Genomic DNA, 18,518 nt, shown 5'->3' on the forward strand with positions numbered 1-18,518 from the left:
CCCGCCTTCGCCGCGCCACCCGTGCCCACTGCCCCCATGGCGGCTCCGCCACGCCCGGATGGCAACGCGAACCCCCACACCCGTCGGAGGTCCCCGCGTGACGATCCACCGGCTCCGCGCGCTCGCCGCTCTGGCCGCGCTCACCCCTGCCCTGCTCACGGTCGCAGCGTCCACCGGCACCCCCGCCGCAGCCGCAGCGCCCACCCGGGCGTTCCCGCACCACAGCCACTACCTGCACGACGACCAGACCTGGGGCGGCTACGCCGTCACGGGCGGCACCTACACCTCGGTCAGCGGCAGCTGGACCGTCCCGACGCTCGACTGCGCGGACACCCCGGACAGTTCGGTCTCGCCCTGGATCGGCATCGACGGCTTCACCTCGCAGACCGTCGAGCAGATCGGCTTCGACCAGGACTGCAGCAACGGCGCCGCGGGCTACTACCCGTGGGTCGAGATGTACCCGGCGGACTCGATCTACTTCAACAAGCCTGTCCAGGCCGGGGACCAGATCACCGCCTCCGTCACGGTGAAGGGCACCTCGTTCACGCTCACCGAGAGCGACACCACGCAGCACTGGACCAAGACCTACCACGAGTCCGGCTCGTACCAGCTCTCCTCGGCCGAGGCGATCGTCGAGGACCTCGGCGACGGCGTCGGCCCCGTCGCCGACTTCGGGTCCATCGCGTTCAGCAACGTGACCGTCAACGGCTCCCCGCTGGCGAGCGCCGGCACCCTCAACTCGACCGACCTGTCCCGCGGCGACACCCCGCTGACCAGCAACTCCCAGCCCAGTGGGAGCGGTTACACCATCAACTGGCTGCAGTCCTGACCCAGGGCCTGTCCGGCGGATCCTGCCGGACAGGCCCCAGCACCGACTGCGAGCGACGCAACGGCCGGTGCCGGCCACGCCCCGCCGGGCGCGGCCGGCACCAACGAGCCGGGCGCCCGGCCCGTCCGTGCGTCACAGAACCACCGTCGGCGGCCCGAACCAGTGCTGCAGGGCCCCGTGCACCTGCTGGACGTTGGTGTCAAGCGGCGCCGAGGGCGTTCCCGCCCAGGCGGCGTGACCGTCCGGGCGGACGAGCACCGCGACCGCGTCCGGCAGGCCCGCCGGCTGCGCCGCCACCACCGTCACCCGGTCCGCCCACGGCTCGGCCGCCTCGCGCAGCGCGTCCGTTCCGGTACTCCCGTCCACCAGCAGTGCGCCGCCTGCGGTGCGGGCGAGCAGCGCTAGCAGGCTGCCCCGTTCCAGCGGGACGTCCGGCACCATCCTCCCCTCCCAGGGGTGGCCGGAGCCGTACTGAACCGGGTAGCGGGTGCCGACGCCGGTGATCTCCTCGGCCAGGTAGCCGGCCGTCTCCTGAGCCCGCGCCAGCTCGGCGAGCAGTTCGCGCACCGGTGCCAGCCGCTCGCCCTCCGCGGCGACCAGCATCTGCGCCCGGGTGTTGCGCAGCAGCCTGGCGCCTGCCGCGTGCCGCTCGGCGTGGTAGGTGTCCAGCAGGCTCTCGGGAGCCTGTCCGCGCACCACCAGGGCGAGCTTCCAGCCGAGGTTCATGGCATCGTCGATCGCCGCGTTGACGCCGATGGCCCCGGCCGGGGGATGGATGTGCGCGGCGTCGCCCGCCAGCAGCACCCGGCCGTCCCGCAGTCGTTCGGCCAGCCGCGCCGCGTTGCCGAACCGGGTGAGCCAGCGGGCTTCGGCGATCTCCACGTGCCGCCCCAGCGCCCGGTCCAGCACGTCCTGGAAGCCGGGCAGCGTCACCGGCTCGTCCCGGTCGTCCGGCGGCTGCGGGTCGTTGGTGATCAGCCGCACGTAGCCGGGCCGCGGGACGGCGAACACCGTGCCGTTCGCACCGGCCGTCACTCCGAACGCGATCGCCTGCGGGTCCGCCAGGACCACGTCCCCGAGCAGCGTGAAGCGGTCCGCGGGCGTGCCGGGGAAGCCGATGCCCGCCAGCTTGCGCACCGTGCTGCGGCCTCCGTCGCAGCCGACCAGCCGGCCCGGGCGCAGCAGCGTCCGCCCGTCCGGGGAGTCGACCTCGGCGCACACCCCGCCGTCGTCCTGGCGCAGTCCGGCCAGGCGGTGACCGCGCAGGATGCGCACGCCCAGCTCGACGGCCCGCTCGGCGAGGATCTCCGCCACCCTGGTCTGCGCGATCCCCAGCACGTAGGGGTGTCCGGTGCGCATGGCGGCCAGGTCGAGCTGGGCCGCCCCGACGAAGACGGTGCTCGGCACGGTGGGGCCCTCGGCCAGGAAGCGATCGGCGAGGCCGCGGCGGTCGAGCAGCTCCAGGCTGCGGGCGTTGAGGTTGAAACCACGGCAGTGGCCGGGCGGTGCGGGGTCGCGCTCCAGCACCACCGTGCGTACCTTGCGCAGCCCCAACTCGCAGGCCAGCATCAGCCCGGCGGGCCCGGCTCCCACCACCGCGACGTCCACCTGTGCCGGCGCGGACACCATGGCCTCAGGCATCGGGGGATGCCTCCGGCCACGCCAGGGTGCCCTCTTCGATCTCCTCGGCGGTGCGCAGCACCCACTCCGTCTCCGCCCGCAGCATCGCCTGGGCGTACTCCGCCTCGATCACGAACAGCCGTGGCGCCTTGTGCTCCTCCACCGCGGCCCGGTAGGCCTGCTCGCCCTCCGCGATCCGGGTCTGCAGGGCCGCCGCCCGCTCGCGCAGCGCCTGCGCGGCCCGCTGCCGCCCCAGTGCGCCCAGGTAGCTGACGGCGGACAGGAACCTGGGGTACTCCCGGGACGGCTCGCGGACGATCTCGTCCAGCCACTCGGTGAAGCACCGCTGCCCCTCACGGGTGTGCCGGTAGACGGTGCGCGCCGGTCGGCCGCCCACCTGCTCGGTGTCGGTCGCCTCGATCCACCCGTCCCGGGCCAGCGCCCGCACCGTGTCGTACAGCGACCCGGTGGTCAGCTTGAAGGCCCGGTCCAGCTGACGGTCCCGCAGTGCGGTCGCCATCGCGTGGGGGTGCATGGGCTGCTCCAGCAGCAGGCCCATCACGGCGAGGGCCAGCGGGTTGGCCGGTCGTTTGACGGTCATCTCACTCCAACGTCAGGCTCGGGGTCACCTTTACTCGGATCCTACTACTCGGATCCGAGCTTGCAGGGGCGCGCGCAAAATCGCTGTCGCGCTCCCGCAGCACGGTGATAGACATCCGGCGTGCAAAAGATCATCGAGTTCCCCGACCTGCTGCGACTGATCGACGAGCGATCGACCGCCTTCCGCGCCGCGATCGCCGCCGCGCCCGGCCTCGACGTGCAGGTGCCGACCTGCCCCGAGTGGACGCTGTTCGATCTGGTGCAGCACCTGGGCGGGGGACGTCGCTCCTGGGCCGACACCATCGCCGCCGGGCCCGACGCCGCCGGCCGGGTCAGGTCCGCCTCGCACGCCGCTCCGGTCGGGCCCCAGGAGCGCGAGGCGCTGCTGGCCTGGCTGGCCGCATCGACGCAGCAACTCGTGGACGCACTGTGGGAGGCCGGCCCGGAGCGCGGCTGCTGGACGTGGTGGGGCGGCTCGCAGTCGCCGCCGACCTGCGGTGCCGTCGCCCGGCACCAGCTCCAGGAGATCTCGGTGCACACCTACGACGCCCAGCTCACCGTGGGCGCCCCGCAGCCGCTGCCGGCCGAGGTGGCGCTCGACGGCGCCGAGGACTTCCTGTCCACCTGCTGCGCGACGCCGAGCGCCTGGCCGCACGAGCCCACAGCCTTCGACTTCCACGCCGCCGAGGGCCGCTCCTGGCGCCTGACGGTCGACGGTGACGGCGCACGCTACACCCGCATCCCCGCGCCCGGCAGCACGCCCGCCGCCGGCGAGACCCTCGAGCCGGCCGGCGCCTGCGTCCACGGCACGGCGAGCGAGCTGGTCCTGTTCATGTACGACCGCATCCCGCTGGACTCCCTGCGGGTCGAGGGAGACCGGGGCCTGATCGACCTGCTCCGCGCCTGGGAGCCGGCGGAGTAGACACACCGCTGCCGCCCCGAAGGTGCGCCGGTCCGGCCCGCGTCAGCCGGCGCACCGCTCCTGCGGGGTGCAGCAGGCAACGGTGTCGCACTCGGCGTCCGGTGCCACGGCGCTCTTGCCGAGGGTGTCGGCGTCGGCCTTGACCACGTAGACCTCCCAGGGCTCCCGGCCGGGACCGGTGACCCAGACCTTGTCCTGGAGCGCGTAGCAGCAGGAGGTGTCGTTCTCCGCGACGGTGGCCAGGCCGACGCCCTCCAGGCGGGTGGTGGCGGCGACGACCTGTTCGGTGGAGGCGACTTCGACGCCGAGGTGGTCCAGGCGGGTGTCCTCGCCGCTCGCCCCCTCGATGAGGACGAGCTTGAGCGGGGGCTCGGTGATGGCGAAGTTCGCGTAGCCGGGGCGCCGCTTGGCCGGCTCGGTGTTGAAGAGCTTGGCATAGAAGGCGATCGAGCCTTCGAGGTCGGCGACGCGCAGGGCGAGTTGGACACGGGACATGGTGGCCTCCAGGAGCCTGGGGTCTTGTATCGACAGTTGTCGATACAGCCACCTTGCGCCTCTGCTTTGACGGCTGTCAACATAGACGCATGTCGAAGTCGAAGTCAGAGCTGACTGTTCTCCGGCGGGACGACGCCGTGGCGTGCTGCTCGCCGATGGTCCGCGAGCCGCTGGGCGAGGAGGCGGCCGTCGACCTGGCCCGGATGTTCAAGGCGCTGTCGGACCCGGTCCGGCTGCGGCTGCTGTCGCTGATCGCCTCGCACGAGGGCGGCGAGGCGTGCGTCTGTGACCTGACCGGCCCGTTCGACGTCTCCCAGCCGACCATCTCGCACCACCTGAAGGTGCTGCGCGAGGCCGGCCTGGTCGACTCCGAGCGTCGCGGGACCTGGGTCTACTACTGGGTGCTGCCCGCGGCGCTGGCCCAGCTGTCCGCCCTGCTCCAGACTCCGGCCGGCACCGCCGCCGCGGCCGCGGGGAGCATCGGATGACGCAGACGGCATCGCTGGGGCGCCGGGCCGCCGTCGAGTGCGTCGGGACCGGCGCGCTGGTCGCGGTGGCGGTCGGCGCCGGCGTCCAGGCCACCGCGCTCTCCCGGGACGCCGGCGTGCAGTTGCTCGCCTGCTCCCTGGCCACGGTCTTCGGCCTGGGCGTGCTGCTCGCCCTGTTCGGCCCGATATCCGGCGCCCACCTCAACCCGGTCGTCACGCTGGCCGCCTGGTGGCACGGTCGCCGCGAAGGCGCGGGGCCGGGTGCACGTGAGGCCGCCGCCTACATCCCGGCGCAGGTCGCCGGTGCGATCGGCGGCGCGGTGCTGGCGAACGCGATGTTCGCGCAGCCGCTGGTGCGTTGGTCGACCCACGACCGGTCGGCCCCGCACCTGTGGCTGGGTGAGGCCGTGGCGACCGCGGGACTGGTCCTGCTGGCCTTCGGCCTGACCCGCACCGGCCGCGCGCACCTCGCCCCGGTCGCCGTCGCCTGCTACATCGGCGCGGCGTACTGGTTCACCTCCTCGACCAGCTTCGCCAACCCCGCCCTCACGATCGGCCGGGCCTTCACCGACACCGCCCCCGGGATCGCCCCCGCCTCCGTCCTGCCGTTCGTCGCCGCCCAGTTGGTGGGCCTGGTGGTGGGCGTCGCCCTGGCCGCCGTGCTGTTCGGCCGCGCCGCACCCGCCGCCGCACCCGCCGCTGCGCAGGACGCCGTCGTGCCGCACGCCGAGGACCAGCCCGCCGCCTCCGGCCACTGACCCCGCCCGCCCCGCGCTCCCTCGCTTCCCTCCCGGAGGAACCCGTTCATGAGCAGTGCTGCCGAGCCGTCCGTGGCGTCCGAGCTGTCCGTGGTGTCCGTACCGTCCGTGCTGTTCGTCTGCGTGCACAACGCGGGCCGCTCGCAGATGGCCGCCGCCTTCCTCACCCACCTCGGCCGGGACGGGGTCGAGGTGCGCTCGGCCGGTTCCGCCCCGGCGGACGCGGTGAACCCGGCCGTGGTCGAGGCGATGCGCGAGGTCGGCATCGACCTCTCGGCCGAGGTGCCCAAGGTGCTGACCGTCGAGGCGGTGCAGGCCTCCGACGTGGTGGTCACCATGGGCTGCGGGGACGCCTGCCCGTACTTCCCCGGCAAGCGCTACCTGGACTGGGCGTTGGAGGACCCGGCCGGCCAGGGCGTGGACGCCGTCCGCCCGATCCGCGACCGGATCGAGCAGCGCGTCCGCGCCCTGCTGACCGAGCTCGGCATCGAGGCCGCCGGGTGGGCACCGGCGCCGTGACCGTCTCGGCGATGCGCACCGAGCACGCCGAGCAGGTGCTGGCCCTCTACCAGCTGGGCATCGACAGCGGCGACTCAACCTTCGAGACCGCCGCGCCGTCCTGGGAGGCGTTCGATGCCGCCCGGCTTCCGGGGCACCGCCTGGTCGCCATCGACGGGGACGAGGCCGGGGACGGCCGTGGCGACGGCGACAAGCACGGCCGGGTGCTCGGTTGGGCCGCGGTGTCGCCGGTCTCCGACCGGTGCGCCTACGCCGGCGTGGTCGAGCACTCCGTCTACGTCCACCCCGGCGCCCGAGGCCGCGGCGTGGGCCTGGCCCTGCTGCGCGCACTGCTGGCCTCCACCGACGCCGCCGGGATCTGGACCGTGCAGTCCGGCATCTTCCCGGAGAACACCGCCAGCCTCGCCCTGCACGCCCGGGCCGGCTTCCGCGTGGTCGGCACCCGCGAGCGCCTGGGGCGCCACCACGGCCGCTGGCGCGACGTCGTCCTCGTCGAGCGCCGCAGCCCTGCGGTCGGCTGACGCCCACCGCACAACCGCACAGCCATACATCCGCACAACCGCGCAGCCACAAAGGCACTGGCCCGGCGGACTACCAGGGTGGGAGAATCACCCCATGACTGAGCGAAAGCCCGCAGGCCTCAGTTTCGAGTCCTGGATCGACCGGCAGATCCGCGAGGCGGAGGAGCGCGGCGAGTTCGCCGAGCTGCCCGGCCTGGGAAAGCCGCTGCCCGGTGCGAACGTGCCCTACGACGAGATGTGGTGGCTCAAACAGAAGATGGTCCAGGAGGGCCACGGGGCGATCCTGCAGCCGACCCTCGCGCTGCGCAAGGAGATCGAGGACACCCTGGCCGAGGCCGCGAGAGCCGCGGCCGAGTCGCGCGTGCGTGAACTCCTGGAGCCGGTGAACGAGAAGATCGCCGCCAACCTGCGCATGCCGCCGCCCGGCCCACCGCTCGGCTACACACCGATCGACATCGACGCGTTCGTGTCCCAGTGGCGGCAGGCCCGCAGCAGCGGGGACGGCGCCCGGTCGCAGCACGCGGCAGCGGCGGGCTCCCCGCACGGGGTCCGGCCCGCGCCGGGCAGCGGCAGCCGGTGGCGGCTGCGCCTCCCCCGTCTACGGCGCCACGACTGACCCAGCACGACGGACGCAGCACACGAGCGCGGCCCTGGGCGCCGGAGAGGCGGAGAGGGGGAGGAGCATCAGAGCGGGCGTGTGCCCGGTCAGGGCACCGATGCGATGTCGAACCTCGTTCCTTCGAGGCCCAGTTGAGCCCTCGGGAGCACGGCAGCCCTGGGAGCGGCAGGGACTGCTGCGCAGGGTGGCTTTGACGGGTACCGTCGAGCGCATGACTGAACCGAGCGACTGGACCTACGTGGTGACCGACATCGAGGTGGACGGCCCGTGGGCCGGCCCGAACTCGATGCGGTCCTTCGCCTCCGTTGCCACGACCACGGACGGACGGACCTTCGGCGAGTTCGAGGCCGTCCTCGAACCACTTCCCGGGTCGGCACCGAACCCGCACACCAAGGAGTGGTTCGATTCCGAGCCCGGCGCATGGGAGGCCGCGACGACCGATCCGGAGCCCGTCGTCTCCGTGATGAGCAGGTACGTCGGGTGGATCCAGTCATTGCCCGGCCAACGGGCCTTCGCCGCAGCACCGTTGTCCTTCGACGGAACCTGGATCGACTACTACCTGCGCCGGTTCACCCCGTACGGACTGCACCAGGGCCCCTACGAGCAGGACCTCCTCTTTCACGGCCCGGCGCTCTGCCTGCGCTCGTACACGGCGGCCCTGACCGGCCGGCCGGCCGCCGACCTCCCGGCACCGGCGCTGCCCCCGCACTGGCTCGGCGATGTGCAGCACACCCACCGGGCGATCGACGACGCGCGCGGCTTCGCCAACCTGCTGCACTTCCTCGCCCGGAACGCCGGGACACCGGCCATCACCTTCGATGCCCCGCAGTCCGGCTGAGGGTTCTGGCCGGATCAATTCAGAGGTCGACAGGGTGCGGGTGTTGGCAGGATAGGGGCATGTCGATGGATCCCTTGGTGGTCAGGGCCCGCGGGCTGTGGGAGGAACTGGCGTCGGTGCCGGTGTCGTTCGGGTCGGCGGGCGGGGTGAGCGTGGGTGTCTCGCCGACGTCGCGGATCTGCCCGGCCGGTTGGGTCGGCGTGGTGTCGGTGGGAGGGTCGGCGATCGTGACCGCGCCCGGCGAGGGGGCGGCCGCGCTGGTGCGGGAGGCTCTGGCGATGCTGCCGGTGGCGGCGGTCACGCAGGCCGAGGCGGTGCGTGGGGTGCTGCCGGTGGCGCGGGTGCTCGGGCCGGCGGCGTTGGCCTATGTGTCCGAGGACCGGTTCCGTCCCGCCCCGTCAGGCTCCCTGACGGTGGAGCAGCTCCCGGGCGAGCACCGGGAGCTGCGCGGCCTGGAGGAGCGGGCGGGCGAGGAGGACAGCCGCGAGGCCGGACTGTGGGAGATCACCTCGCCCGCGTTCGTGGTGCGTGACGCCGGCGAGGTGGTCGCCGCGGCCGGCTACCGGTCGTGGCCGAGCCGGACCGCGCACATCAGCGTGCTGACGGCACCCGCGTGGCGCGGGCGCGGGCTGGCCCGGGTGACGGGCTCGGCGGCGGCCGCACACGCGCTCGCGGCCGGCCTGCTGCCGCAGTGGCGGGCCCGGGTTCCGGCGTCGCGGCGGGTTGCGGTCGCCCTGGGCTTCGAGGAGGTGGGGGCGCAGCTCAGCATCGAGCTGCGGTAGCCGGGCGAGGGTGACGCCCGCCTACCTTCCTGCGGACCGTGGGTGCAGCGCTGGTGCCCGAGCGCCTGGGACCGGCGCAGCACCCGTCAGGCGAATCCGCTGCTGACCCAGGCGGCGACCGAGCCGTCGGATCCGACGACGAGGTACGCGGCGAGGCCGCCGCCCCAGAGATCGGCGAACTCGACGCGGTTGGCCGAGCCGACGCCGGAGGCGGCCGTGCCCTGCTGGCCCCAGGACCAGCCGCTCTGTGCCGTCCCGCCGCCGTTCTTCCAGGCCTGCACCGAGGTGTCCGGGTTGACGACCAGGTAGTCGGCCCGGTCGCTTCCGTAGAGCGGTGCGAGGCGGATCTGGCTGCCGGGGGCGCCGACGCCGCTGGCGATCTGGCCGTACGGGATCCAGACGATGTTCCCGCTGGGGTTGGTTCCGGCGTTGATGTAGTCGGTGATCGCGCCAGTGACGGGGTCGAGGATGAGGTAGTCCGCGCGTCCGCTGCCCCAGACGTCGGCGAAGCGGACCTCGCTGCCGGGTGCGGCGCCCGTGGCGATCTCACCCTTGGGGATCCACACGATGCCGCCCTTGCCGTCCGGTCCGCCGTTCATCCATGCGGTGACCGCGCCGTTGGCCGGGTCGACGGCGAGGTAGTCCGCCCGGCCGGTGCCGAAGACCGACGCGAGGACGATGTCGCTGCCGGGGGCGCCGACGCCGGTGGCCACGGTGGTGGGGCCGCTCCAGGACGGGGCTCCCGAGGGCACCCCGGTGTTGGCCCAGGCCTGCACGGAGCCGTCGGAGTTGACCTTGAGGTAGTCCGCACGGCCGGTGCCGTAGAGGTTGGCGAACTGGATCTGGGAGGCGACGCCGTCGACGACCGCGCCCTGCGGCGCCCACCACCAGCCGCCGTTGAGCGACCCGTTGCTCATCCAAGCCTGCACCGTGCCGTCGGCGGGGTCGACGTCCAGGTAGTCGGCCCGACCGGTGGCCGTCACCGGGGCGAACTGGATGTCCGTGCCGGGGCTGCCGACTCCAGTGGCGACCGTTCCAACCTGGTTCCAGGTGACGCCCGAGGGGCCGGTCCCGGCGTTGAACCAGGCTTGCACCGAGCCGTTGGCGGGGTTGACGTCGAGGTAGTCGGCCCGGCCGTCACCGGTCAGATCCGCGAACTGGATCCGGCTGCCCGGGTCGCCGACGCCGGTGGCGACGGTGCCCTGCGGGGGCCAGACCCAGCCGTTGCCGCTGTCACCGCCGTTCTGCCACTCCTGCACCGACCCGTCGGAGTTGACCACCAGGTAGTCCGCCTTGCCGTCGCCGTTGAGGTCGGCGAACACGACGCGGCTGGTGCTCGGCGGTCCGACGCCCACGGCGACACCGGGCACCGACGTCCAGCTGTAGTGGCCGGAGGTGCCCGGGCCGTTGTTCTGCCACATGTCGACCTCGCCGGTGACCGGGTTGACGTCGAGGTAGTCGGCCCGGCCGTCACCGGTCAGATCCGCGAACTGGATCCGGCTGCCCGGGTCGCCGTGGCCGACGCCCTCCGCGGCACCGGCGATCTCGCCGAGGAACTTCCAGGCGATGTTTCCCGACGGGCTCCAGCCTTCGTTCAGCCAGGCGTCCACGCTGCCGTCGGCGTTGATCTGCAGGTAGTCGGCCCGGCCGTCGCCGTCGAGGTCGGCGAACTGGACGTGCGCCCCGGCCGGCAGCGGTTTGGCGCCGGGCTGGTCGGAGGCCGCGCCCACACCCCAGTCCCCGGCGACCTGGCCCCGGGAGCCCCAGAGCGGTTGGCCGCACACGGCGCCGTTCGCGGACGGTGCGGGCTGGAACCAGTGGTGGCCGATGTCCGCCGCGGCGATGGCCTGGTTCCAGTCGACGGCCATCTTGGCGTAGCCGGTGTCGTTGGGGTGCAGGCCGTCGGCGAGGTCGGACAGCCGCACCGCGCCCTGGTCGACCCAGCCGATGCGCTCACCGGCGCCCTGCTGCTGGGCCACCCACGCGGACACCTGGGTGTTGAACGCCGCCATGTTGGCCGCGACGGTCGGGTCGGGTGTGGGGATCAGCGCGGAGACCAGGACGGTGGTCGTGGGATCGTCGGCCAGGATGCTGTCGACGAGGTTCTCCAGGGCGGCGGCGGCCGTGGCCGGGGCACCGCCGCGGTTGATGTCGTTGGTGCCGATGTCCAGCAGGACGACGTTCGGCTGGAAGGCCGTGACGGTGCAGTGCTCGATGCCCGCGAGCTGGGATATCGTCCAGCCGCTGAGGCCCTCGTTGGCGAACTGCGCGCACCCGCTGCCCGCTTCGAGCGCACCGGTGAACTGGTAGGAGTCCCCCACCGTGCTCAGATCGTTCTCGAGGTCGCACCGGTAGCTCGAACCGGTCGAGCTCTGGACGCCGTAGGTGATCGAGTCGCCGAAAGCCAGTGGCCGCAGCGGGATCCCGACCTGCGGCGCGCGGCCGTAGGCCTGCTGGAAGGCCTGGGCCAGGGACTTCCAGGCGCCGGCGCCGGTCTGGCCGACGAACGCGCCGATCCCGGTGCTGAGCGTCTGCGCTCTGCTCGGGAGCATGCCGAACCACTTCGCGGCGCCCGCGAGCCCGCCGCCGGCGCTCTGACCGGACGTCGTGAGGATCCCGGCGAGGTCGGCCGAGGCCCACCCGAGGAAGCCGCCGACCGCGGTCGCACCGGTCGCACCGGTCGCGGCGATCAGGCCGGCCCCGATGATCTTCGCCCAGTCGTCGCCGGAACCCAGGTCCCCGTTGACGAGGGCCGCGTCGAGGACCGACCAGCTGAAACCCTGGACGAAGGCGAAGACCGGGCCGCAGTCGGTGAGCGCGGCCGGGGAGCCCGGAGCGAACGCCAGCGTGCAGAGCGCGCCCGCGGCGAAGCCGGTGAGGGTCGCGACGGTCCCCGCGACGGTGTCCGCGGTCCAGCCGGGGACCTCGGCGTTCGCCTGCACGTCCGCGGCGGGTATGTCGGCCGTCAGGTCGCTGGTGGCGGTCGCGCCGGAGCCGGTGGAGGCCACCGTCATGCTGCCGCCGGTGAAGCCGGGCCAGCCGGCGACGGGATCGACGGCGCCCGCCGGGACGAAGTACTTCTCGTACGTGGCACCGTAGTTCTTGATGTCGGTGCTCAACGGGGCGGTGCCGTACTGGCTGTTGATCCCGTTGACGAAGGTCTGCAGGACGGCCGGGTCGAGGTCGGGCACGCCGACGCTGAGACTGAGGTCGCCGCCCGGTTCCGGGAACGCCCACTTCTCTGCGGTGCCGGTGGCGTTGCAGTCCCACAGCACCTGGGCCGTGCCGTCGGCGGTGGCGGCGTTCGGGTCGTCGAGGCACCGGCCGGAGGCCGGGTTGCGCAGCTCGGCACCGTCCTGCTCCCACTGCTGGCCCGCGCTGCCGTCGCAGGCCGCGACCACCAGCGCGGTGCCGTCCGTGGTGCCGCCGCCGGCTGCGGCCAGGCACTCCCCGTTGACCAGGACCGTGCCGTCGTCCTGGATCTGCACGTTCTGCGCGGCCGATCCGGCGCAGTCGTCCAGCACGACCGCCGTGCCGTTGGCCGTGGAACCTCCGGCGTCCTCAAGGCACTTGCCCGCCGACGCGGATGCGATGTGGCCGGTGGCGGTCGTGGTGACGGCCTGCGCGGGCGACGGCGTCAGCGCGGTCAGTCCGGCGACGGCCAGGGAGAGTGCCACCCCGAGGGAGACGAGACGGGGGAAGGCATGCGGAATCGAGCTTCGGCGCTTCATTGAGGTCCCTCTCGGTCCGCGGCGCGCAGCCGCTGCCCGTGGTTCGGCCGTCGAGCCCGCGGGTGGTCCTGGACTCCGGCCCGAGGTCCTCGAGTTCGGGAGACGAACAGCTGAACCTCGCCCAAGGGTTATACCGAGCAGACAGCCCGTTCGAACCGCTCGGACAGCACCAAAAACAGGCCGATTCACGCCCGTTCCGCGCGGCCCGCCGCGCTGCCGCCAGGCCGGGTCGGGCCTGCCCGCCCTCTCCCCTCCCGGCGCCGGGCGGTGACGGTGCGCCACACCGGTGGGGCGGCAGCGTGCGAGCACCGCGATCCGGCTGCTGCCGACCCCACCCCCCTGCCGGGCCCTGCCTGCTGACCTGGCATGATGCGCTGGCGCAGACGCGGCGCGGAGGTCCGCGGGGCGGGACGACGGGGTGTGGGGATGACCAGGCGCGGTGGCGGAGCGAGGGCGGGCAAGGCGGCCCGGGCCGGCGGAGCGGCCGGACCCGGCCACGACCGGACCAAGTCCCGGGCGACGGCGAGCCGCTCACCGCGGCCCGGCAGCCGCCCGCCGCAGCCCGGCCGGCCGCGGGCCGAGCGCAGCCGCCCTGGCACCGCGGCCTTCCGCTTCCTCGTAGGGCTGATGATGATCGGCGTGGGCGTGCAGGGCGGCCTGGCCGCGGCGGACACCATCGGATACGCGGCACGGGCGGCCGGGACCCCGGGGCTGCTCACCGTCACCTTCTGCCTCGACCACACCACCACGAGCAGCCGCGGCAGCCGGAGCCACACCACCACCTGCGACGGCGTCTTCCGCTCGGACGACGGCCGGACCACCGGCACCGCCTCCTTCGAGCACTCCAGGCGGCCGCCGGGCAGCACCATCCCGGTGCAGTACCACGGTGGTGATGTCTCCTCCGTCGGAGTGGTCCCGGTGGCAGGACGCCTGTGCGGGCTCGCGGCGGCACTGCTGGCCGTCCTGGGCGGCGCGGCCGTGCTGCTCTCGGGCACCACCGCCGCCTCGCCCCGGCTCGGGCAGCGGCTCGACCGGGCGTGGTGGGTGCGACGGGTGCGACGGGTGGCCACAGTCGCGGCGCTGGGCCTCGCTGCGGTGCTCGTGCTCAGCGGGGTGGCGGCCCTCGCCGCGTCGGCCGTGGGCGGCTCCTGACCGCGGCGGCTCCGGGCGGCCCGGCCCGGCGGGTACACCGGCGGGCACACCGGCGGTCGACGCCTGGGCAGGCCGACGCGGGGGCACTGTGACGCAGCTCACGCCGCAGACAGAACCTGCAGGCCGCAGCGGCCGTCTGGCTGGTGTGAGATCACGCAGGAAAGCACTGGATGAGCTGGACGAGGAACACCTCCTCCGGCTGGTCGCCCGCGGTGACCGCGCGGCGTTCGACGAGTTGTACCGGCGCACCTCGCCGTGGCTGGCGGTGCGGCTGCGCCGGCGCTGCGCGGACGAGCAGATCGTCGCCGAGGTCATGCAGGAGACCTTTCTCGCGGTGTGGCGCGCGGCCGGGGCGTTCGCCGGAAGCGCCGTCGGCGGCACGGCCGTCGGGTGGCTGTGGACGATCGCGGCGCGCCGCCTGGTCGACGCGTTCCGGCGGCGCGCCCACCACGCCGAACCACCGCCCGCCGCCGCCGAGCGGGCAGCCGTGCCCGCGGCCGAGGAGGAGGCGCTCGCCGCGACGGTGGGCGGCGAGGTGGGCGACGCCCTGCGGCAGCTGGCGCCGGAACTGCAGCAGGTACTGCAGGCCATGGTCCTCGACGGGCTGTCCGTCCGGGAGACCGCCGTCCTGCTGAGACTGCCCGAGGGCACGGTCAAGACCCGTGCCCGCCGGGCCCGGATCGCGATGCGGAAGGCACTGACATGAGTGGGGAACACGCCTCGACGCGGTTGATCGAGGACTACGCGCGCGGTGACATGCAGTTGGACGCGGACCGGGTGTGGGCGTTGGAGGCCCATCTGGAGACGTGCGCGCCCTGCCGCAGCCGACTGGCGACGTGTGTGGCCGACGAGGCGCCCGGTGTCGCCGCGCTGGTCCACACCGTCCGGGCCGGTCTGGAGCCGCTCCTGGACGCGGCCGTCCAGGCGCCCGCACGGCGCAGGCGCCCGCGCTGGGTGTCGGCCTGGCTGACACCGGCCGGCGCTCCGTGGCTCGCCATGACCGTCGCCGTCGGCCTGCTGGCGCTGCTGCTGGGCGCGCTCATGCCGTCGGTGGCCTTCGACGGCTCCTCGCTGATGACGCTGGTCGCACCCGTGCTGCCGCTGTGCGCGGTGGCCGCCTCGTGGTCGCGAGCCATGGACCCGGCGTACGAACTGACCGCCTCGACCGCCCGGGCCGGCCTGCCGCTGCTGCTGCGACGCACCGCCGCGGTCCTCGTGGTGGTCCTGCCCGGGCTCCTGCTGGAGGGCTGGCTGACCGGGGCCATGACGGCCGCCCAGTGGCTGCTGCCCTCGCTGGCCTTCACCTCCACCGCGCTGGCGCTGGGCAGCGTCATCGGCGTGACCCGCGCCGCCACCGCGGTGGTGGCCCTGTGGGGTGTCGCCGTCGCCACCCCCGCCCTCGCCAGCAGCCGAGCCCCCCTCGCCCTGCTGTCGGACCACCTGCCCCTGTGGGGACTGCTCCTGGCGCTCGGCTGCGGCGCCGTGATCGCCCGCAGGCACGCGTACTCGGCGCTGTGAAAGCATCCCCGACCCTCGAAAGGGAGCACCCCATGACACCCGCGACAAGCACGGCCCCGGCCGACATCGCGCCGCAGACCTACGCCTGGGAGATCCAGGCCACCGGCCTGAAGGTACGCGCCGGGAAGAAGCTGGCCGTCGACGGACTCGACCTCTCGCTCGGCACCGGCACCCACGGCCTGCTGGGGCCCAACGGAGCCGGCAAGACCACCCTGATCCGGGCCCTGTCCACCGTGCTGCGCCCCGCCGAGGGCGAACTGCAGCTGCTGGGCACCCGGGTGGACGCGACGGTCGACCTGCGGTCCGTGCGCCGCCGGATCGGCTACCTGCCCCAGGAGTTCGGCTACTACACGCGCTTCACGGTGCGCGAGTTCGTCGAGTACATGGCCTGGCTGAAGGAGGTCCCGCAGGCGGAGATCCCCGCCGCCGTCCAGCGCGCGGTGGAGCGGGTGGGCCTGGCCGACCAGGCCGACCAGCGGATGAAGACCCTCTCCGGCGGCATGGTGCGCCGCGCCGGCATCGCCCAGGCCATCGTCAACGACCCCACCGTGCTGCTGCTGGACGAGCCGACCGTCGGCCTGGACCCGACGCAGCGGCTGCGCTTTCGCGAACTGCTGCACCAACTGGGCCGCGACGCCTGCGTGGTGGTCTCCACCCACCTGGTCGAGGACGTCGCCGCCGCCTGCACCGACGTGGTCCTCTTCGACCAGGGCCGCCTCGTCTTCCAGGGCACCCCCGCGGATCTGGCCGCGGCGGGCACCGCCGAGCACCCGGGCGACAGCCCGCTGGAGCGCGGCTACTCGGCGCTGCTGCAGAACTCCGAGCCGCAGCGGGGTACCTGGTGAACGGGCGGGTGCTGCGCACCGAACTGAGGCGCTCCATCGCCCCCTGGGCCGGCGCGGTCGTGCTGGCCGGCAGCCTGGCGATCTTCTTCCTGATCGACGGGATCTGGTGGCACGGCACGGACGGCTGGACGGCCCAGTGGACCTCGATGGCGATGTGGACCCGGTACTGGCTGGCCCTCTGGTGGCCGCTGGTGGTGGGCATGGGGGCGGTGTACGGGCTGCGCGACTCCCGCGCGCGGATGACCGAGCTGCTGGCGACCACACCACGCCCGGCCTGGCGCCGGGCCGCGCTGCCCGCCGGCGCGATGGCGCTCGTCCTGGCCGCGGGCTTCGGGCTGCTCGTCCTGGTGGGCGGAGTCCAGGTGGCCTTCGGTGCCACCAGCTACCTGCCCCTGGGGTGGCTGCCGATCTCGCTGGTCGCGGCACTGGCCCTGGTCGCGGGGGCCGTGTTCGGCATGGGCGTCGCACGGGCCCTGCCGTCCGCGCTCACCCCGCCGGCCCTGCTGGTGCTCTTCCTCCTGCTGACGAGCCTGCTCCTGCGGCAGAACACGGACGGGGAGCTGCCCTCGGGCCTCGCGCCGAACCGGCTCGCCCAACTGGCGCCCGCCACCGTGGAGCCGCGGGAGATGCTGCTGACCCTGTCCGCCGCCGAGCACCTGGGCCAGACGCTCTGGCTGCTCGGCCTGCTCGCCACCGGCTTCGCCCTGCTGGCCGCCACCACGCGCCGCGCCCGGCTGCTCGCGGTGGCTCCCGTGCTGGCCGGCGCGGCCCTGGCCCTGCTGATCCTCCCGGCCGACCCGCGCGACACCTACGTCGTCGACAAGGCCGCCGCGGCCCTGGTCTGCGACGGCCCGGTCTGCGTCACCGAGGCGAACCGCTCGCACCTGCCCGCACTCGCGCCGCGCGGCAAGGAGGCGCTGCGGGTGCTGCACGACGCCCTGGGCGACCAGGCGCCGGCCTCGGTGCGGGAGGACACCAGGCTGCACGCGCTCGGCGACCAACGCCAACTCTCCGCCGACGCGGTGCTGGTCGACTTCGACGAGCACCTGTTCGCCGGTACGACCGGCACGGCGCTGACCCGCGCACTCGTCGCGCAGGGCCTGGCCCCGAGCTGCTTCGGGCACAACTCCCGGGAGAGCGGCCCGCTCCAGGACGTCGCCCTGCAGAGCATCGTCGCGAGCTGGGCCCTCGGCGATCCGCACCTCGAACCGCTGGAGCAGAAGGCCACCGACCGCTACTCGCTCGACATCTGGGCGCAGGCCGACACCGCCTGGCAGAAGCTGACCGCGCTGTCACCGGCCGACCAGCGCTCGCGGATCGCCGAGGTGCACGCCTCGGCCCTCTCCTGCGCGAAGGACGACCAGCTCCAGGCCCTGGCAGGGGGCGCGTCATGATGAAGTGGCTGATGCTGTACGCGCGTTCACGGCAGGTGCCGGTCTGGGCCGCCGCGGTGGCGCTCACCACGCTGGCAGCGTGTGTCTTCGAGCAGGGCGGCAGGGAGCCGATGGACCTGGGGATCGCGACCCTGATCCTCACCACCAACGTGACGGCCGCTTCCGTCGGGCTCGGTGGGCAGGACCTCGCACTCGACCGGACGGCCGCGATCCGGTGGGCGCCCCGCCGCACGGCGCACGTGCTGCTGCTCGGCGCGGTCGCCGCCGTGGCGCTGCTGGCGGTGCAGGTGACGGGGCCGGCGCTCCCCCCTGCCGCCGTCGTGCTCCGGGACAGCGCCGGCCTGGCCGGCCTGGCCGCACTCGGGGCCGCGGTGGTCGGGGCGGCGCACGCGTGGACCCTGCCGACCGGCTGGCTCGCGCTCTCCTTCTTCACCCCGCCGCTGAGCGGCGACGCGGGAAAGGCGTGCCACTGGATGCTCGAACCCGCCGGCACGCCACCGGCGACCTGGACCGCGTGCGTGCTGCTGGCGACCGGCACCGTGCTGTACGCCCTCACCGGCTCCAGGCGCTGACGGCCGCACCCCGCTCCGGGGCCGGGCGCCACCAGCGCCCGGACCAGGAGGCCGATCTGACGGACCCGCAGCGCTGGGTCGTCGACTTCGGCCAGGAGCAGACCACCATCGCCAGCTACAAGAACCTCGACGAGGTCCTCCAGGGCAACGGAGTCGACACCCCCGTGACGCTGGTCCCGGCGAACAAGGCGCCCAACCAGATCTGGTCCCTGTACGACAAGTGATCCACCCGTGACACCCCACCCCGGGCGGCCCCACGCCGCCCGGGGTCTTCGCGCGCCCGGGCGCCGACGACGCGGGCCTGCCCCGGTCCCG

At 73.9% G+C, this 18,518-nt stretch carries 20 protein-coding genes; 16 read left to right on the forward strand and 4 right to left on the reverse strand.

All coding sequences use genetic code 11. The features are described 5' to 3' along the window. The first annotated feature begins 97 nt into the window (after positions 1 to 97). Positions 98 to 829: a G1 family glutamic endopeptidase gene (locus OG500_RS02605; RefSeq protein WP_329576028.1), complete on the forward strand. Its 732-nt coding sequence runs from the start codon at positions 98 to 100 to the stop codon at positions 827 to 829. 132 nt (positions 830 to 961) lie between these two features. On the opposite strand, the gene OG500_RS02610 is transcribed toward OG500_RS02605, so the two are convergent. Together OG500_RS02610 and OG500_RS02615 are read right to left on the reverse strand one after the other, a co-directional pair. Then, complete coding sequence (locus tag OG500_RS02610; protein WP_329576031.1) at positions 962 to 2,470, reverse strand: FAD-dependent monooxygenase; 1,509 nt, start codon at positions 2,468 to 2,470, stop codon at positions 962 to 964. Then, positions 2,463 to 3,050, reverse strand: coding sequence for a PadR family transcriptional regulator (locus OG500_RS02615; protein WP_327064714.1), 588 nt, complete (start codon positions 3,048 to 3,050; stop codon positions 2,463 to 2,465). Before OG500_RS02615 ends, OG500_RS02610 begins: the two co-directional genes overlap by 8 nt. 120 nt (positions 3,051 to 3,170) lie before the next feature. On the opposite strand from OG500_RS02615, the gene OG500_RS02620 reads away from it, so the two are divergent. Then, entirely contained in the window at positions 3,171 to 3,971 is an 801-nt protein-coding gene (locus OG500_RS02620; RefSeq protein ID WP_329576035.1) for a maleylpyruvate isomerase family mycothiol-dependent enzyme, read from the forward strand. A gap of 42 nt (positions 3,972 to 4,013) precedes the next feature. Here OG500_RS02620 and OG500_RS02625 read toward each other — a convergent pair whose 3' ends face one another. Further along, positions 4,014 to 4,466 carry an ArsI/CadI family heavy metal resistance metalloenzyme gene (locus OG500_RS02625; protein WP_329576038.1) on the reverse strand — a complete coding sequence of 151 codons (453 nt, stop codon included), beginning with the start codon at positions 4,464 to 4,466 and terminating at the stop codon, positions 4,014 to 4,016. Positions 4,467 to 4,621: 155 nt separating this feature from the next. Here OG500_RS02625 and OG500_RS02630 point away from each other — a divergent pair, with 155 nt between their 5' ends. The 7 genes from OG500_RS02630 to OG500_RS02660 all read left to right on the forward strand — a co-directional run bounded on the left by OG500_RS02630 (position 4,622) and on the right by OG500_RS02660 (position 8,991). Then, complete coding sequence (locus tag OG500_RS02630) at positions 4,622 to 4,954, forward strand: ArsR/SmtB family transcription factor (RefSeq protein WP_329587370.1); 333 nt, start codon at positions 4,622 to 4,624, stop codon at positions 4,952 to 4,954. After that, on the forward strand, positions 4,951 to 5,712 hold the full coding sequence (locus tag OG500_RS02635) for an aquaporin (protein WP_329576041.1): 762 nt from the start codon (positions 4,951 to 4,953) through the stop codon (positions 5,710 to 5,712). Before OG500_RS02630 ends, OG500_RS02635 begins: the two co-directional genes overlap by 4 nt. 48 nt (positions 5,713 to 5,760) lie before the next feature. Then, entirely contained in the window at positions 5,761 to 6,231 is a 471-nt protein-coding gene (locus tag OG500_RS02640; protein ID WP_329576044.1) for an arsenate reductase ArsC, read from the forward strand. An 11-nt stretch (positions 6,232 to 6,242) separates the two neighbouring features. Next, positions 6,243 to 6,752, forward strand: a complete 510-nt coding sequence (locus OG500_RS02645) for a GNAT family N-acetyltransferase (RefSeq protein ID WP_329576047.1) — start codon at positions 6,243 to 6,245, stop codon at positions 6,750 to 6,752. A 94-nt stretch (positions 6,753 to 6,846) separates the two neighbouring features. Further along, complete coding sequence (locus tag OG500_RS02650; RefSeq protein ID WP_329576050.1) at positions 6,847 to 7,368, forward strand: J-domain-containing protein; 522 nt, start codon at positions 6,847 to 6,849, stop codon at positions 7,366 to 7,368. A 214-nt stretch (positions 7,369 to 7,582) separates the two neighbouring features. Continuing rightward, positions 7,583 to 8,209: a hypothetical protein gene (locus OG500_RS02655; RefSeq protein ID WP_329576053.1), complete on the forward strand. Its 627-nt coding sequence runs from the start codon at positions 7,583 to 7,585 to the stop codon at positions 8,207 to 8,209. Positions 8,210 to 8,268: 59 nt separating this feature from the next. Then, a complete protein-coding gene (locus OG500_RS02660; protein ID WP_329576056.1) occupies positions 8,269 to 8,991 on the forward strand; it encodes a GNAT family N-acetyltransferase in 723 nt (240 codons plus the stop codon). A gap of 86 nt (positions 8,992 to 9,077) precedes the next feature. On the opposite strand, the gene OG500_RS02665 is transcribed toward OG500_RS02660, so the two are convergent. Further along, on the reverse strand, positions 9,078 to 12,668 hold the full coding sequence (locus OG500_RS02665) for a GDSL-type esterase/lipase family protein (RefSeq protein ID WP_329576059.1): 3,591 nt from the start codon (positions 12,666 to 12,668) through the stop codon (positions 9,078 to 9,080). A 480-nt stretch (positions 12,669 to 13,148) separates the two neighbouring features. Here OG500_RS02665 and OG500_RS02670 point away from each other — a divergent pair, with 480 nt between their 5' ends. From OG500_RS02670 to OG500_RS02700, 7 genes are all read left to right on the forward strand, one after another. Further along, a complete protein-coding gene (locus OG500_RS02670) occupies positions 13,149 to 13,874 on the forward strand; it encodes a hypothetical protein (RefSeq protein ID WP_329576062.1) in 726 nt (241 codons plus the stop codon). Positions 13,875 to 14,019: 145 nt separating this feature from the next. Continuing rightward, positions 14,020 to 14,580 carry an RNA polymerase sigma factor gene (locus OG500_RS02675; RefSeq protein WP_327064723.1) on the forward strand — a complete coding sequence of 187 codons (561 nt, stop codon included), beginning with the start codon at positions 14,020 to 14,022 and terminating at the stop codon, positions 14,578 to 14,580. Next, on the forward strand, positions 14,577 to 15,392 hold the full coding sequence (locus OG500_RS02680; RefSeq protein WP_329576065.1) for a zf-HC2 domain-containing protein: 816 nt from the start codon (positions 14,577 to 14,579) through the stop codon (positions 15,390 to 15,392). Before OG500_RS02675 ends, OG500_RS02680 begins: the two co-directional genes overlap by 4 nt. Positions 15,393 to 15,424: 32 nt before the next feature. Next, positions 15,425 to 16,237, forward strand: coding sequence for an ABC transporter ATP-binding protein (locus OG500_RS02685; RefSeq protein ID WP_329576068.1), 813 nt, complete (start codon positions 15,425 to 15,427; stop codon positions 16,235 to 16,237). Continuing rightward, positions 16,234 to 17,631, forward strand: a complete 1,398-nt coding sequence (locus OG500_RS02690) for a hypothetical protein (protein WP_329576071.1) — start codon at positions 16,234 to 16,236, stop codon at positions 17,629 to 17,631. Before OG500_RS02685 ends, OG500_RS02690 begins: the two co-directional genes overlap by 4 nt. Continuing rightward, the gene (locus tag OG500_RS02695) at positions 17,631 to 18,203 is read left to right on the forward strand and encodes a hypothetical protein (protein WP_327071425.1); all 573 of its coding nucleotides are present in this window, start codon (positions 17,631 to 17,633) and stop codon (positions 18,201 to 18,203) included. Before OG500_RS02690 ends, OG500_RS02695 begins: the two co-directional genes overlap by 1 nt. Then, entirely contained in the window at positions 18,146 to 18,427 is a 282-nt protein-coding gene (locus OG500_RS02700) for a hypothetical protein (protein WP_329576075.1), read from the forward strand. The genes OG500_RS02695 and OG500_RS02700 overlap by 58 nt, the downstream gene beginning before the upstream one ends. The last annotated feature ends 91 nt before the right edge of the window (positions 18,428 to 18,518 follow it).

The sequence above is a fragment of the Kitasatospora sp. NBC_01250 genome (assembly GCF_036226465.1).
Classification (GTDB): Bacteria; Actinomycetota; Actinomycetes; order Streptomycetales; family Streptomycetaceae; genus Kitasatospora.

Coding starts and splice junctions, on each gene's coding strand:
- OG500_RS02610 (WP_329576031.1), bottom strand. CDS start 2,470: ATGCCTGAGGCCATGGTGTCCGCGCCGGCACAGGTGGACGTCGCGGTG.
- OG500_RS02615 (WP_327064714.1), bottom strand. CDS start 3,050: ATGACCGTCAAACGACCGGCCAACCCGCTGGCCCTCGCCGTGATGGGC.
- OG500_RS02625 (WP_329576038.1), bottom strand. CDS start 4,466: ATGTCCCGTGTCCAACTCGCCCTGCGCGTCGCCGACCTCGAAGGCTCG.
- OG500_RS02630 (WP_329587370.1), top strand. CDS start 4,622: ATGGTCCGCGAGCCGCTGGGCGAGGAGGCGGCCGTCGACCTGGCCCGG.
- OG500_RS02635 (WP_329576041.1), top strand. CDS start 4,951: ATGACGCAGACGGCATCGCTGGGGCGCCGGGCCGCCGTCGAGTGCGTC.
- OG500_RS02640 (WP_329576044.1), top strand. CDS start 5,761: ATGAGCAGTGCTGCCGAGCCGTCCGTGGCGTCCGAGCTGTCCGTGGTG.
- OG500_RS02645 (WP_329576047.1), top strand. CDS start 6,243: ATGCGCACCGAGCACGCCGAGCAGGTGCTGGCCCTCTACCAGCTGGGC.
- OG500_RS02650 (WP_329576050.1), top strand. CDS start 6,847: ATGACTGAGCGAAAGCCCGCAGGCCTCAGTTTCGAGTCCTGGATCGAC.
- OG500_RS02655 (WP_329576053.1), top strand. CDS start 7,583: ATGACTGAACCGAGCGACTGGACCTACGTGGTGACCGACATCGAGGTG.
- OG500_RS02660 (WP_329576056.1), top strand. CDS start 8,269: ATGTCGATGGATCCCTTGGTGGTCAGGGCCCGCGGGCTGTGGGAGGAA.
- OG500_RS02670 (WP_329576062.1), top strand. CDS start 13,149: ATGACCAGGCGCGGTGGCGGAGCGAGGGCGGGCAAGGCGGCCCGGGCC.
- OG500_RS02680 (WP_329576065.1), top strand. CDS start 14,577: ATGAGTGGGGAACACGCCTCGACGCGGTTGATCGAGGACTACGCGCGC.
- OG500_RS02685 (WP_329576068.1), top strand. CDS start 15,425: ATGACACCCGCGACAAGCACGGCCCCGGCCGACATCGCGCCGCAGACC.
- OG500_RS02695 (WP_327071425.1), top strand. CDS start 17,631: ATGAAGTGGCTGATGCTGTACGCGCGTTCACGGCAGGTGCCGGTCTGG.